Below are 14,725 nucleotides of genomic sequence, written 5' to 3' on the forward strand. Positions count from 1 at the left end.
GACAACAATGGAAAAACCTACTGATAAGCTTCTTAAAAAAGAAAGATTACGCACAATAATTGCTTTATTCCTCTAAAACACATGCGTACCAGATTTGCATAAAAATAACATCAATTTCTCTGAAAAAAATCAAAAAAAATTACAAAAAAGGGTTTACTAATCTTATAAAAGCAGTATTAAAGGTTACAAAGCAGACGTAAGAAGAAGCCGAAAAATAAAAATTTTGTAAATCAACAATTGAGAACTAGCAAAAAAAAGTATATATTACATTCGAGATATTTTACCTCAAATGTTTGATAGTCAGAAAATTATTAACTCAAAACAGAAAGCAGTAACTTACCCCTATCAGTGTTTTTAGCCTGGAATAAAGATCAAATTTTATATAAACACAACTATAGTTTCACTCAAAACTTAAATACATATGAACCTCTCATTAACTATGGAAAAAATTGCGGATGAAATCAATGGAAAATTCCTTGAGTATTCAGCCGAGAACACCATCATTACTGTACCAGTTACCAGATACCGTTACCAGAATGTAACCGGATACCTGATCAACAGGAATAATGTAAAAGTGGTAGAGTTTATGTCCAGAATCTGTGAACTGAACGAAAGTATTGACCACAAAGCTATGTTAGAACTTAACCAGGAGTTGTTCTACAGCAAAGTAGTAATCCATGAAGGATACCTGAAAGTAGCTGCCGCCGCTTTATTAGATCATTGTACAGAGCAGTTAATCAAAGATATGATCCTAGAGGTAGCGAAAGTAGCGGATGAGTTAGAGCACGAACTTGTTGGAGCAGATATCAACTAATAGTTATTAGCTTTAGTGTTTCATTAATTTAGTATGCACACTTAACTCATACCCTATTGATATAAACTTTACAAATATTTACCCTTCAAATCCATATTCTTAAACAAAGAGTATGGATTTTTTCTTTTATTCAGATTAGTAATTATATTGACCAAAAAACCGCATTTTTAAATATTTTACTAAAACCGCATTTTTTATGAAAAGAACAGCATCAGCCGTATGGCATGGCACCGGTAAAGAAGGAAAAGGTAATTTAACTACTCCGAGTGGTGTACTAAATAATACAGCTTACTCATTTCATACCCGCTTTGAACAAGGTACTGGCACCAACCCTGAAGAACTGATTGCAGCAGCGCATGCCGGATGTTTTAATATGGCACTCTCGTTTATGCTGAATGGCGAAGGATTTACTGCCGATAGCTTAAATACTACGGCTAACCTGACCATGGAAAATAAAGATGGCGGTTGGTCTATAACCGCTATCCACCTGGACCTGAAGGGAAAAGTACCAAACATTGACCAAGCTAAGTTTGAAGAATTGGCTAACAAAGCAAAAGCCGGATGCCCGGTTTCCAGAGTGTTGAATGCCAATATTACCATGACTGCTAAGCTAGAAGCCTAAGCAAAGAAAATAAAGGGCCAAGAGTAGATAGATCTATATTACACTCTGGCCCTTTGTACTTTCTATTAGTTTCCCATATTAAACAGCTCTTGGGGTACAATAGCCGAATATACAGGTATACTTATTTTGTAAAGAGAGAATAGTATATTACCTAATATACCTGCATAGGCAACTAATTAAAATAAGGTAGAATCTGCCATAAAGCTATTTGTTTCGATAGAGATGCTTGCTATTCTTTCTGCTGAATACTTTTACCAGTCTTTTTATGGATATTAAGCACTGACAACAGGCACATATTAGTTAATACTCATTTTTCTCTTCACTCTCCGAATAAATTTCTATAAATCAGCTGTAACTTCTTACTACTAGTTTACCAGGGCATAGCCATTCCAGCAATTTTGGCTGCCTGTTTAGGTAGAACGGGTATAGTATTCATTGTGTAGAGAATTTACCAAGTTACCAATAGCAGCTTATATTGTCCGAAAACCGATAGTTACCAACGCTACACCCACCATACATGAGGCTGCGAAAATGTTCTTTGCATACTGAAATGCCATATACCTCGCCATAAAGTATGGCAGTGGTCATCAAGATGTGTTCTTCAAATTGGCCCAGGTAGGTTTTTGCATATGTATCTGTGTGTGAAATAAGCAATAAACTAACTTCGCAACTGCACCTTGCTGCATAATTACCCTACAGCGTATCTCTCACATTAGTAATAGATACAGCTAACAAAAAGATATACCAGCAGACTGCCTCAACCCTACAACATTTGACAGCGGTAAGCGTATCAAAATCATTAGCTGATCAGAAAATGAAAGTATATGGTTCTGGCTGCATGAGTACAGGCAAATAAAAGATATATTTGCCATGCTATTCGTATATAAACAAACTACCTAACAGTGTTCTTTAACGTTGTATTTACATTATTTTTAGTCTTCCTTAATGGATTTTTTGTAGCAGCAGAATTTGCCATCGTTAAGGTAAGAGCTTCCCAGGTTGAATTAATGGCCAAAACCGGCAGTAAAACTGCTTTAATGGCTAAAGAAATAATTAGCAAACTGGATGCCTACTTATCGGCTACACAATTAGGAATTACAATTGCCAGTTTGGCGTTGGGATATGTGGGCGAAACAGTGGTAGAAGAGATCATTCTAGATTTGTTTCATGTTCTGGGAATATCCATGAGCCCCTCACTTACTAATAAGATTTCTCTGGTTGTTTCTTTTTCTCTAATCACTGTACTGCATATTGTTTTCGGGGAACTTGCCCCAAAATCATTGGCTATTCAGCGGCCTGAGGCTGTGACCCTGGCAATAGCCTATCCTTTGCGGTTCTTTTACTTTGTGTTTAAGCCGATTATCTGGTTATTAAATAGCTTTGCCAATTTGGTATTAAAATCTGTTGGCATTGAGCCAGCATCCGAACACGAAGTACATAGCCCGGAAGAGCTGCGCTACCTGGTAGAGCAAGGCAGTGAGAGCGGTAGTATTGAAGAAAATAATTACGAGATTATTAAAAATGCATTCGATTTTTCGGAACGTACAGCCAGACAAGTGATGACTCCCAGAACTAAAGTAGTAGGGTTGAATATAGATCAGGCCGATGAGCAAAAGCTGAACAAACTGATAGACGAAGGATATTCCAGAGTGCCGGTTTTTAAAAACTCGGTAGATAACATAGTAGGCATTATTTATATAAAAGACCTTCTGCTACGAATGCGCCGGAAGGAAACCCTTGTAGTTAAGGAACTGATGCGCCCAGCCCACTTTGTACATGAGTCCAAAAAAATCAGCGATCTGCTTCGCGATTTTCAGCGGGAACACATCCATATGGCCATTGTCGTAAATGAATACGGGGGCACAGAAGGAATACTTACCCTAGAAGATATTATTGAAGAAATTGTAGGCGAAATACAGGATGAGTATGATAATGAAATACCAATTATTGAAGAAATAGATCCTACACAGTTTAAGGCCCTGGGGGCCGCTTCCATAGCCGACATTAATGAATATTTGCCCGATCCTATTCCAGAAAACAAAGAATATGATAGTCTGGCAGGATTACTAATTTACCATTTTGGGCGTATTCCAAACGACAACGAAAAAATAGTGATTGAACCCTACGAATTTACTGTGCTCAAACGGCTGAGAAACAATATTGCCCAGGTGCAGATAGCCCGATTACCTGACGAAAACTTGAGTACAGCCAAGCCTACTATCTAAAAATAGTACAGAAAAAACATCTTGGCTTTCGTCTATTGCGTAAAAGAGTTAAGCAAATGCCTGAGATTTTACGCTAGATAGCTTTGCATTCTTGCAAAAAAATCAGTACTTTCAATAAACAAGCAGGTTACTAAGCCTGCCAAATGCCATTAATTTCATCTTACTGATATGGTATAAGTAAACCTAGTATACACTTAATTTTTTTCATATGGCTGGCTCAAACCGATTCAACTTCTCCCAGGATACTCTAGCCAGAAGTTATACCACTGAACAGGAACTACTGATTGAAGCCCAGAAATCTGTACTCGAAAACATTCAGCTGACAAAAGCGTCTATGGCTATGTTGTATCATATTTCTCAGTTGAATCATTTTCCTAAACAACTCGCCGACGACTTACGCGATGCGCTTCAATCGAATGCCAGCAAGCAGTCGCTCATTAAAATTTTCAACAAAATTCATCAGGCGTTAACGGATATTAAAGCCAAACATTCTCCAGAAGAATAGGTGCCTGCATACGAATAGTCAAGCAATTGGCTAGAAAATTTAACCTGGCAGGAGTAACCCAAGAATATTGTTTCTAGTCTACTATTAGGCGATAAAATGCATAAACCAGAAGCTAAGTGACTAAAAGCCTGGCAATAGTTTTTGTATGATGTAGAAAAACTGTAGCAAAACAGGCGTACAGACTTTTGGTAAATTCTGTAAAAGTAATACTACTAATACACCTTATTTTCTGATTGCTCTCCCAGGCTTTGCACCCGTAGATTGACCCTTGTTAATGACGAGTTTTCCATTTACTATAACATATTCAAACCCTTTGGCATACTGGTGGGGCTGCTCAAATGTGGCCTGATCGGCTACTGTATTTTCATCCAGTATCAACAAATCCGCAGCATAGCCTTCTTTAATTAGCCCTATGTTTTTTAAGCCAAACGTTTGAGCAGGCAGAGATGTCATTTTACGGATAGCATCTTCTAGTCTGATTATTTTTTTCTCCCGGACGTAGCGGCTCAACACCCTGGCATTGTTGCCGTAGCCACGCGGGTGAGGCACGCCAACGCCATAATTTCCCGGACCTGCATCGGAAGCAACCATCGTGAATGGCTCTTGCATAATCCGTTCTACGTCTGGCTCATCCATGGAATGGTATACCATCTGCGCATCGCCAGCCAGGTACATATCCAGAATCAGGCTGATCTGGCTATCTACACTGGTATCTTGTCTTACCCGCTGGGCTAGTTGCGGAATAGATTGGCCATTATACGAAGTATCTGTTTTATAATTTGCTACTACGGCATAACTAAAATCCGTATGGGCTCTTTCTCCCATAGCTTTTTTCATATCGGCTACAATTCTCTGTAAAGTATCAGGCTGCATAATGCGGCTTTTCGCTTTGTCTAATCCGCCGGCCAGTACCCAGGAAGGAATCAGGTTGGATGAAAGTTTGGTAGAAGAAGCTGTATAGGCATATTGATCTACCGTTACCTGTAAGCCTTTTTGCCGGGCATCTGCCACCATCTGAATTGTCTGATCGCTGCTACCCCATATTTTTTGCTGGATATTTTAAAGTGAGATATTTCTACCGGCATTTGTGCTGCTTTTCCAATCTGAATAGCTTCCTGAATAGCCTCTTTTACCTCATTCCCCTCGTCCCGGATATGCGAAGCATAAATACCTTTGTGCCTGGCAGCAGCTTTTGCCAGCGTGATAATTTCATCCGTGTTAGCATAGGTGCCAGGCACATAAATTAAGCCTGTCGACAATCCTACAGCTCCCTCTTTCATAGCCATTTCTACGAGTGATTCCATCTGCTTCAGTTCTTCCGGGGTGGGCCTGCGGTCTACTTCATCCATCACTTTGCGGCGTACAGAATTATGCCCGATGAGGGTGGCAATGTTCAACGGAATAGGTGTTTTATTTACATAATTCAAAAAAGTATCTACTTCTGTAACAGAGCTGCCACAGTTCCCGGTAATTAGCGTAGTTACTCCCATCCGCACGAAACGTTCACTGGAATTACTGTATACATTCTCTGCGTGTGCATGTACATCTATAAACCCTGGGCACAACAATAAATTATCAGCATCAATCACCTGGGCAGCATCTGCTTCTAAAGCTGGTTCTACTTTGGCAATAATTCCATCTTTAATAGCTACATCGGCATAATACCAGGGATTGCCAGTACCGTCGGCCACCCGTGCATGGCGGATCAATACATCATAGGTAGCCGGTTTGGAAGATTTACCTGTACGGCCGGAACACGCAAAAAGAAGAAAGATGAAGCAAATAAGAATAGAAAATGTGCCCTTAATCATAGAGAAGATCATTATCAAAAGGCTTAAGTTAGCTAATGGATCTAATCCCTACAAAAAGAATAAGAAATGAAGATAAATGAATTCTATCTTTATAAATCTCATCCAAAGAAAATCTCCTGCTAAAAGCTTAGCTTACAATAAAAAAGCCTTATAACAGATTATTATAAGGCTTCTGATCCATAGAGAAAGAATTAAAAATCGGCTGACACGAGAAATGACATTTGAGCATGTATTTCCGTATCTTGAAAAACAGCTTCCCGCAGGACTGTTTCTGTTGCCAGACTATAACTTTCCTTTTTTACATATGAATCCAGGTTTTCACGGGTAGTCTCCAGAGTCAATTGATTGCCAACGGTTGTTGGAATATCATTTTTATAAGCAATCAGTTTCTTAGGCAAGCCCTCACTCACAATGTAAATATTTATTGATTTTACCGGCTTAAATGTAGCATTAGATGGAGAAGTGATGGTTAGATTTAAGGTCTCCAGCTTAATATCTTTTACTTTATTAACATTTGTATTGTTATTGCTGAATGATTGGCTAGCATTTGTTGGTACATCGGGCGTAGGAAATGAATAAGGTGTATTGATTCCAATGGCGGAGGGAATCATAAAAGAAACCTCATTTTTTATGCGGAAAGTCAGCAAGTTTTCAACTTTTTTGCAGGCTACCCATGAAACAGATCCTACTAAGCAGATCAGACTGTAAGCAACCACTTTGAAAAAGACAGGATGTTTATACATACTACTTGGTTAAATTTTGCGTAAATATATTTCCGCCTGCCATTTCTAAGGAATGATAAACTAAAGAAAACCTACTTTTGGTATAAAGCTTTCTAATTTGTGTTAATCTGGAAAAGGAAAATACCTGCCAGATAATTTTTAGAAAATACCCGCTCCCATCCCTTCCATAGCCGGAGGGCAATTGTTATCATAATCAGGATTATAGGTCTGGAAATAGGCTTCGGCTGCTTTGGCATCTGGCAGAGAATGCACAGATTTTCTGCCAATATGGTATACAAATAACTGATTGCTATAACCATGGAAGGTGCGGTTAGCTCCGCCATACATAAGCGTTACCATACCATTCTCTTCTATTTGCAAGTTCGGTGTAACAATATCTGCATGGATAGTTGTATCGCGGTAGGCTATTTGGATAGCTCCTGCCAGATCCCAGCTCGATTCAAATACTACAGCCGGCCCGGCATAGGGACAGATACCATCCAGAAGCAAGGTACTTTTGCCCGGAAGCTGCGGAAATTTCTCTATAATATCAGCTACTACTTGTTTTTGTTGACGATAAGAATCTACCCAGAAAGCAGCAATAACATTACTTGTAAACAAACTTCCCGCACACAGAAGCGCAACAAGCGAACTAAAGGTATATCTGTATACCTGCATAGAAGACAGTAGACTACTTACCCATCCGATAACTCCCACAAAAACCACAGCTGCTCCCATGGCCGAAGCTAAAAAAATACGGTTGCTTATGCCGGTAGGCGTAATAATGGCATTGGTGTTAACCAAAAAGATTCCAAAGCCTGCTACAAACAATACTAACCCAATGAGTGTAAGGCATGCAAAAAACAAATTGTTTTTCCCTTCAGCCGATTGTTTCATTGATCTGTATACATAAACAAATATGAGCAACCCGGCAATAACCGATACCCCGATCATCAGTTTATCGGCATACAAGTTAGCTGATGTCCATACGATACCCGGCAGTTTTACACCAAACATACTGAAGCTGATTTTAGCTAGCTTCCAAATGAGGTGCCCAAACCATTCCACTTGCTTTGCAAAGCCAAGGGTACCCATTCTGGTAGCTGTTGATACTTTGTAGAGTACTACCCCTACCATAGCTGCCAGATTTAACAGGTAGAAAAAATGCCAGTTTTTATTAATTGATTTGGCATTTGCCGTATCTTTAGAAACATGCCAAGCCAAGTATCCAACCAATACCGGATTGACAAAGAAAAGGGGCATAAAAATTTCATAACTCAGGGCACTACCCGCCAGGCTCAGGACACTTACTGCTTTCCAAACCCAGGATTTTACTCCTGCAGAAAGTAAGAAGCGCAAATCGGCATACAAGCTCAGGAAATACAGCAACATGCTTAGTGTAACCATAAAGGCTGAATGCCATAGACGGTCAGTAGAATAATGAGGCATTAAGCAAAATACTAAGGGTATCACAACAGCCATTGTCCGGCTTTGCCTCATTTCGCGCAGAATAAAATATAGCAGCCACATGCTGAGCAAAACCATACTGGTATTGAAAATATGATGGCCCAGTGGCTGCAATCCAAATAACCAATAGATTAACCCTTGCAAAAAAGCCTGCACCGGACGGGAACGTAAATTAGGGCTTCCCATTAGGTTACGGTAATTCTCAAGAAGTGAGCTATTTTCAGTAGATTCTAAAATGGAGAAATAGGCCCAATCGTCACTATAAAACCCAATTTTGGTAATATACAGCACCACAGAAAGAAATAAAATCAGGCCTAGAAACAAGCAGTCTTGCCAAGCACCTTTGTACCTGACTGATAAAAGGGTTTGCTCTTGCAAAGATTCCTGAGTTAATACCTGTGTAGCGTTCCAATTCATAGTTTTTATTTACAATACAGTTGATTTTTAAGCCGCAGCTTAAATATTTATAGAAGCAAAGAGTAGGTAGGTGAAGGTGAGATGAGTCAAAGTTCATTTTATTTTTTCTACCAGATAAAACCTGCGGTAATCAATATCTTTTAAGGTAGTAACTCTATAGTGGGGGTTATTTGCCAGACGCATATTCAGCCACCGTGCACAAAAACCATTTTCTAGTTTTTTATCTGGATCGCATTGCCACGAAAAACCTACTACCAGAAACTGCGAATGCTTGCTGAGAAACTCCTCTGTATAGCTAATGTTGTTACCAAACACAGCGGGATAATTTCGCTTCCATGCCTCCAGATGTTTATGAAATTGCGGAGCAATAAGTCCACTGGTAGAATCTACCGCCACTTCCCAATCCAGCACCATGTGGTAGCGTTCTTTTTGAGGAGAGTAGTACATCCGCTCCAGAAAATCATGGGAAAACAGCACCACAATTGGCAAATGCGCATAGCCTGCCTGATAATCATTCTCTCCAGGCATTTGTTTGGGATAAGCTTTTATTGAGTCGTAAACTGGTAAGATGAGCAGTATACCAGATAGGGTAACTAATAAAATGGAAAACTTAGCGGAATAGATAAAGTGATAGATACCTAGCTTCTTTAGTATGCTATGAAAATTAAAAAGATTGATAGATAGTAAGGAGAATAAACTGGCAAACAAAACAGGCCAGGCAAGTACGCTAGGTAACAAATAGCGGTCCCAGAATGCAGGCCGGATGGTTAGGGAAAACACCCACATGGCTATGGGAACAGCCAGAAATAAATACGCCAGCAAAAGCAAACGGCCCGCAGCCTGATAACGGATAGTTGTACCAGCTGTATTTTTTTTTGCTTCAGCAATGGCCCGCTTGCCCCATAGAAAAACGATACCTGGAATTAAGGCAAGTCCCAACAGAGCAGCCGATTTCAATAACACAGATTTAGAAATAAAATCATAGGTAAAGGCTGTGAAACAAAGTACATCCAATACATAGCGCAAATATGGTACTGTCATCCAGGTACGCGGATTGCCGGCATCGGCTTGTATAAGTAAGGCAGGTATGTAGAGAAGAAATGTTGCCCAGCCGAATAGAACACTTGCATACAATTTCCACCGGAACTGCCTGGTTTGCCAATCGTTCAGTATAAAAGCAAGTAAGATGGCACCGCTATACAAGCACCCAAATAAATGGGTATTCACTATAGCGGCATGTATTAAAGCATTGAGAAATAACATTTTCCAACTTACCTGACTTTTGCTGCCGATGAGATCATATATCCATACACCTGCGGCACTTACCGCCAGATATAGTCCATACATTCTGGCTTCTGCGTTCTGGGAAAGCACCAAGGTAGATAAGCAGAATATAATTAATACAGCAAAAGAGGTTGACCAGAAATTGAATGTACGCCTTAATGTAATCCAGGTAAACCAGCAGGCTACACTTATTCCCAGACTGGAAAATAACCGGAGGGACAGTTCTGAAGCACCGAAAACCCAGCTCCATCCCCACCCCAGCAAGAAATATAAAGGAGGCGTATTATTTAATTTGTCATGAAAAGCCGCCCACATATGGGTAAAAGACGAATCAGACAGAAAATAGTAGGAAAACAACTCATCGTTCCAGAAGAACTTCTTAGGTGAATAAATGATGCAAGAGGCAATCAATACAACTGTAATTAGTCCTGGTATTAGATATTCTTTTTTGGAAATGCGATTCCGGCTTTCAGTTTCATCCGATGGAACAGAATGAATAGAATATGAACTAACTATTTTTTTTGACAGGGAATTTGCAGTATCGTGTTGCAATGCTTGTTTGCCAGAAAACATTTGTCTGATTTGTATGAACGTATACAAATATTGCTTTTTTTGAATTAGTGTAAAATAGGCAAAGCCCGGGATGTACTTTTACCGTTCATTTTATTCTAACTCTTTATAGCTCATCCATTTACCGATACATTAAATTCCCTCTTAACGCAGCAAACGAAAGCATCAGGTGTCATAAATAATTTACTTTCTAACCTCTGATACTTTCGATTCTATGTATTATCTCAACGGCTTATTTCAATTTTGTTAGCTACCTAAGTTTATTCTCACGTAAAGATCTGATAAAATATACTTATCTATAAGTTATGGCATAGCTACCTGCTCTACTGTTCGTAAATACTTTACCAAATCCAGAATTTCTGTATCCGACAAGTTCTTGAACAAGCCGGTAGGCATCATGGATACCGGTGTAACTTCCCGGGATTGAATATCTGCTTTATTTACTACCACGGCCTCTTGCCCGACTACACGCAAAGTTACCTGCCTTTGGTTTTCGCCAGCAATATTACCACTATAGGTACGGCCATCGCGGGTAGTAATGACTACAAGTTTATAATCATCCTGGATTTCACCGCTGGGGTCAAGAATGTTGCTGAGCAAATACTCTACATTGCCCCGGTTAGAGCCAGTAATATCCGGACCGATATTCCCGCCTTCTCCATACATTTTATGGCAACCACCGCAAGTTCGCCCAAATACTGCCCGTCCTTTTTGTGCATTCGCAGCAAGCAAATTCTTATCGGTTAATAGTTTCCGGTACCTGGTATATTCTGCCGCTTGCTCGCCAGTGGCTAATCCGTCTATCGGCCCCCATACTTCTACAAAACCACTGCCTACTACTCTGCGCAACTGCCGGGCCGCATAAGCCGGCACTTCTGCTTTGGGAACTGTTTTATCCTGAATGGCTCTGGTTAACAGCCATCCGTAGGCCGGACGGGATGATAAAGTTTGTACAACTTCCAGCTTTTCTTCCTGACTAAAAGTCTTGTACTGCTTCAGCAGCAATTTCCCTAAATCTTCCTGATCATAACTGGCTATAGCCCGGATGGCATCTATCCGTAAAGTTTCATCTGCTAACAAAGAGGGCAATTCTTTAGGAAGTTCTTTCCGCTGCCGGGCCGTTAGCATCTGCAAAGCTTTGCGACGTTGTTCAAGTGAGGCATTTTTGTCTTTCAATGTAACCAGGGCTTGCTTGGCAGCTTCGGTATCACCAAACTTCCCAGCTATTTCTCCGGCTAACCCAGCCACTTTCGGAGTAGATTTCTGCAGACTGGCGTATACTGTTTTCCAGTTTGCTGGAGCCGCTAAATCATAGCGGCCTTCCAAGCCATCGCGCATTCCTTCCATTAAGTAGAGTTGAGTTGAAGGTGCGTTTCCAATAGCAGCAGCCAGTACTTCCAGGGCATCGGCATCTACAGCACGCCTGGCAGTAAACTGGGCTAGCATCGGTATTTTACTCTGAGATGCCATTTCTAAGGCACGTTGCGGGTTTTTCGCTACTAACGATTCCATGCCATACCAGATCATTTTTGGAAGGTTATGGTCTGTGGAATCTTCTGCATGCTGCATGAGTTCTCCGGCAATTTTCCAGCGTGATTCTTCCGCTATTCGTTGTAAAGCAGAAGCCAGGTATAGCCGCACCACTGGCGAATTATCTTTGCGGGCCATTTCAGTAAATACAGCCAATACCTCTTCAGAAGGCGTTTGATCTTCACACAATAATTGTATGCTCCAGGCCCGGATATACGGATCTTTATCCGCTACTATTTCCCGTAATTGATTCTCTGTAAACCCACCTGTGACATGCAAAGCCCACATAGCCCGCAAACGGATGTCCGGAGTTGCATTGCTTTTGAAAATAGAAAAAAGATTTTTATGTGTATCCGGTTGCAATTTTCCTTTAACAGCCCGGTTTTGTAAAATTACTCTCGCCCGGCGGGCATGCCAGTCACTTTTACTGGTTTGCAGATCTACCAGCTGCTTATCCGTCATTTTGGTCAGGTCAGCATAGCGGCCTTCAAAGTTTTGGGCCAATGATTCTTTGGGGGTAACTCTAAAAATACGGCCTGTTTCCTGATTCAACACATCCTGCCCGCAAATATCCGCATCGTGCCAGTCTAATACATATAACCCTCCATCCGGGCCAATTTCCACACTAAAGCCGATCCACTGTGCATTATTGGCCATCAGAAAATCATCCCCATGGCTGGCTTTGAAACCAGAACCTTTAGCCTCCAATACATCCGATAAGATGGCATGTTCATGAATATTAGCCATAAAGATGCGTCCCTTGTGAATTTCCGGAAAAGCGTCGGATTGATAAATGCGTGCTCCTCCATGCGCAGACCGGTGACTATGATCGGTGATGGTGCGGATGTCGCTGTACACATACGGATTAAAATGTTGCCCACCTTGCCGGTGATAAATGCCTCCAGGAACCACATGCCACATATGCGGAATGACACAGGCACTCATGAACAACTGGCCTTTGGCATCATAATCTATTCCCCATGGGTTGCTAAAGCCGTGTGCCACTACTTCAAACTTATCTTTCGTTGGATGATACCGCCATACGCCGCCATTAATATCTACGCCTTCTCCTTCCAGAATATCTTCCGGAAAGGGATCTTTATGCTTATATAACTTGCCTTTCCCTGTAGGCTTTCTCACTTTGGAAGGTGTAGCAAAACCTTGTAAGCCATAAAGCCAGCCGTCTGGCCCCCAGTGCAGGCTGTTTAAGGTTTCGTGCCTATCGCGGATTCCCCAGCCAGTGAGCCGTACTTCAATATCATTCACATCGGCTTTATCATCGCCATTACGATCGGGCACAAATAGTAAGTTGGGTGGGGCACCAATAAAAACACCGTCAAAGCCTACAGCAATGGCTGCCGGGAAAGCCAAGTCTTCCATAAATACCTTTTTGCTATCGGCTATGCCATCTCGGTTAGTATCTTCCAAAATCAAAATGCGGCTGTCGCCAGCATTAGAAAAGCCATGTCCGCGTGATTCGTAATCCCGGTTTTCAGCTACCCAGAGCCTGCCCCGGTCATCCCAGCAAAACGCCATGGGTTGGGTAATCATCGGTTCAGCGGCCCAGACATTTACCTGAAAACCTTCTTTGACAGTCATGGCTTCTACTGCTTCCTGAGGCTTAAGAAATTTAGCATCGCGGCCTTCCTGTTGCGCTATACTCCATAAGGCTGCGGTAGAATAAGTTGAATTATTGCCAGAAAACTCGCCATAAAGCCCATTGAGTTCTACATCGTTTAATTGTCCTGTATAAACTACCAGCTGGTGGCGGATTATTTCTGTTTCACCTTTATTGATTTTCCAGTCGCCTGTTCTGGCTCTAGCCGGACCTATACCTAGTTGTCCATCTACCCGCCAGGGTTGCGGATAGCCTTTGTTCTCCGGATGATCAAAGATAGCAATATGAGCCAGGTCGTTGCGGCCTTCTACCTGCATGCCCACATCTACCCACATAGCTTTTTGTCCTTCCGCCTTCTCGTTGCGCTGCCGGGCAGCATTTATTACTTCTCCATTAATTCCTTCCCGCCAGGGCATGCGTAAGAACAAGCCACCATAGTCGTATTTGCCAATGGTTACTTCTGTTTTTGCCTCTCCCCTCCATTCCAGGTCTAAAAGAAATTTGCCATTCTGCTCCCGCATAGCCCAGGTTTGGGTTTCAGTGAGTACAGCTTTACCAGTGGAATCCAGCAGGTCATATACAGTTTGCCACCGTACCTCCTTTCCTGTTCCGTCTATAATTTTAGCTTCCACTCTGCGCCAGTAACTGCCTTCCGGATGATGAAAATAGTCGCGGCCATTTACCCGGGTGAAGCCCCAATATAGTCCTGTCTGGTGTTTATGATGGCCAGGACTATATTCAGTAAGGGTACCTTTGCCATCGGGAGCCATAATAGGATGCAGATAGGGCCGGAAATCCGGTTTGGCATTTTGGGTAAGTATCAATTCCTTGCCTCCTTTCCTGAACACTGAAATGGTATGTGCAGCTCTATCCTGCACAATACTCAACATTGTGTCACTGGTAGTTGCTGATGCATTGGTATTGTCTTTTGTTCGGGAAGGTCCGCAACAATAAAGGATACTTGCCAGAAGCAAAAGGGTTATTGCCTTCATCATACAATAAAAGAAGTTAGGGGTTAATAAGGTTATTTAACAAAACGACTACTTATAGAATCAATCTGATATTTGCAGCCTGTTAAAGTTAACAGAAATAGGTATTGCTTGTAAAATTTTATAAAAATTTTAAGTTTAATTTTTATTA

At 41.3% G+C, this 14,725-nt stretch carries 10 protein-coding genes; 4 read left to right on the forward strand and 6 right to left on the reverse strand.

The window, feature by feature from the left end; genetic code table 11:
* Nucleotides 1–421 precede the first annotated feature (421 nt).
* From Q0590_RS16325 to Q0590_RS16340, 4 genes are all read left to right on the forward strand, one after another.
* A complete protein-coding gene (locus tag Q0590_RS16325; RefSeq protein ID WP_302038641.1) occupies nucleotides 422–814 on the forward strand; it encodes a hypothetical protein in 393 nt (130 codons plus the stop codon).
* A gap of 196 nt (nucleotides 815–1,010) precedes the next feature.
* Nucleotides 1,011–1,436 (forward strand): OsmC family protein, encoded by a 426-nt coding sequence (locus Q0590_RS16330; RefSeq protein ID WP_302038642.1) that lies wholly within the window; start codon nucleotides 1,011–1,013, stop codon nucleotides 1,434–1,436.
* Nucleotides 1,437–2,338: 902 nt separating this feature from the next.
* A complete protein-coding gene (locus Q0590_RS16335) occupies nucleotides 2,339–3,661 on the forward strand; it encodes a hemolysin family protein (RefSeq protein ID WP_302038643.1) in 1,323 nt (440 codons plus the stop codon).
* A 208-nt stretch (nucleotides 3,662–3,869) separates the two neighbouring features.
* The gene (locus Q0590_RS16340; protein WP_302038644.1) at nucleotides 3,870–4,166 is read left to right on the forward strand and encodes a hypothetical protein; all 297 of its coding nucleotides are present in this window, start codon (nucleotides 3,870–3,872) and stop codon (nucleotides 4,164–4,166) included.
* A 222-nt stretch (nucleotides 4,167–4,388) separates the two neighbouring features.
* On the opposite strand, the gene Q0590_RS16345 is transcribed toward Q0590_RS16340, so the two are convergent.
* The 6 genes from Q0590_RS16345 to Q0590_RS16370 all read right to left on the reverse strand — a co-directional run bounded on the left by Q0590_RS16345 (nucleotide 4,389) and on the right by Q0590_RS16370 (nucleotide 14,580).
* Nucleotides 4,389–5,180 carry an amidohydrolase family protein gene (locus Q0590_RS16345; protein ID WP_302038645.1) on the reverse strand — a complete coding sequence of 264 codons (792 nt, stop codon included), beginning with the start codon at nucleotides 5,178–5,180 and terminating at the stop codon, nucleotides 4,389–4,391.
* Entirely contained in the window at nucleotides 5,144–5,989 is an 846-nt protein-coding gene (locus Q0590_RS16350) for an N-acyl-D-amino-acid deacylase family protein (protein WP_302038646.1), read from the reverse strand. Before Q0590_RS16350 ends, Q0590_RS16345 begins: the two co-directional genes overlap by 37 nt.
* Before the next feature lie 179 nt (nucleotides 5,990–6,168).
* Nucleotides 6,169–6,720, reverse strand: a complete 552-nt coding sequence (locus Q0590_RS16355; protein ID WP_302038647.1) for a hypothetical protein — start codon at nucleotides 6,718–6,720, stop codon at nucleotides 6,169–6,171.
* Between the two features lie 138 nt (nucleotides 6,721–6,858).
* Nucleotides 6,859–8,583, reverse strand: a complete 1,725-nt coding sequence (locus Q0590_RS16360; RefSeq protein WP_302038648.1) for a hypothetical protein — start codon at nucleotides 8,581–8,583, stop codon at nucleotides 6,859–6,861.
* Nucleotides 8,584–8,676: 93 nt separating this feature from the next.
* Nucleotides 8,677–10,467 carry a glycosyltransferase family protein gene (locus Q0590_RS16365; RefSeq protein ID WP_302038649.1) on the reverse strand — a complete coding sequence of 597 codons (1,791 nt, stop codon included), beginning with the start codon at nucleotides 10,465–10,467 and terminating at the stop codon, nucleotides 8,677–8,679.
* Nucleotides 10,468–10,740: 273 nt separating this feature from the next.
* Nucleotides 10,741–14,580, reverse strand: coding sequence for a PVC-type heme-binding CxxCH protein (locus Q0590_RS16370; protein WP_378410514.1), 3,840 nt, complete (start codon nucleotides 14,578–14,580; stop codon nucleotides 10,741–10,743).
* Nucleotides 14,581–14,725 lie beyond the last annotated feature (145 nt).

This window comes from Rhodocytophaga aerolata, from assembly GCF_030503435.1.
Lineage (GTDB): Bacteria > Bacteroidota > Bacteroidia > Cytophagales > 172606-1 > Rhodocytophaga > Rhodocytophaga aerolata.

What these genes read in the sequence shown, in the direction of transcription:
- Q0590_RS16340 (WP_302038644.1), top strand. Translation starts at nt 3,870, where the DNA reads ATGGCTGGCTCAAACCGATTCAACTTCTCCCAGGATACTCTAGCCAGA.
- Q0590_RS16345 (WP_302038645.1), bottom strand. Translation starts at nt 5,180, where the DNA reads ATGGTGGCAGATGCCCGGCAAAAAGGCTTACAGGTAACGGTAGATCAA.
- Q0590_RS16370 (WP_378410514.1), bottom strand. Translation starts at nt 14,580, where the DNA reads ATGATGAAGGCAATAACCCTTTTGCTTCTGGCAAGTATCCTTTATTGT.
- Q0590_RS16350 (WP_302038646.1), bottom strand. Translation starts at nt 5,989, where the DNA reads ATGATCTTCTCTATGATTAAGGGCACATTTTCTATTCTTATTTGCTTC.
- Q0590_RS16360 (WP_302038648.1), bottom strand. Translation starts at nt 8,583, where the DNA reads ATGAATTGGAACGCTACACAGGTATTAACTCAGGAATCTTTGCAAGAG.
- Q0590_RS16325 (WP_302038641.1), top strand. Translation starts at nt 422, where the DNA reads ATGAACCTCTCATTAACTATGGAAAAAATTGCGGATGAAATCAATGGA.
- Q0590_RS16355 (WP_302038647.1), bottom strand. Translation starts at nt 6,720, where the DNA reads ATGTATAAACATCCTGTCTTTTTCAAAGTGGTTGCTTACAGTCTGATC.
- Q0590_RS16330 (WP_302038642.1), top strand. Translation starts at nt 1,011, where the DNA reads ATGAAAAGAACAGCATCAGCCGTATGGCATGGCACCGGTAAAGAAGGA.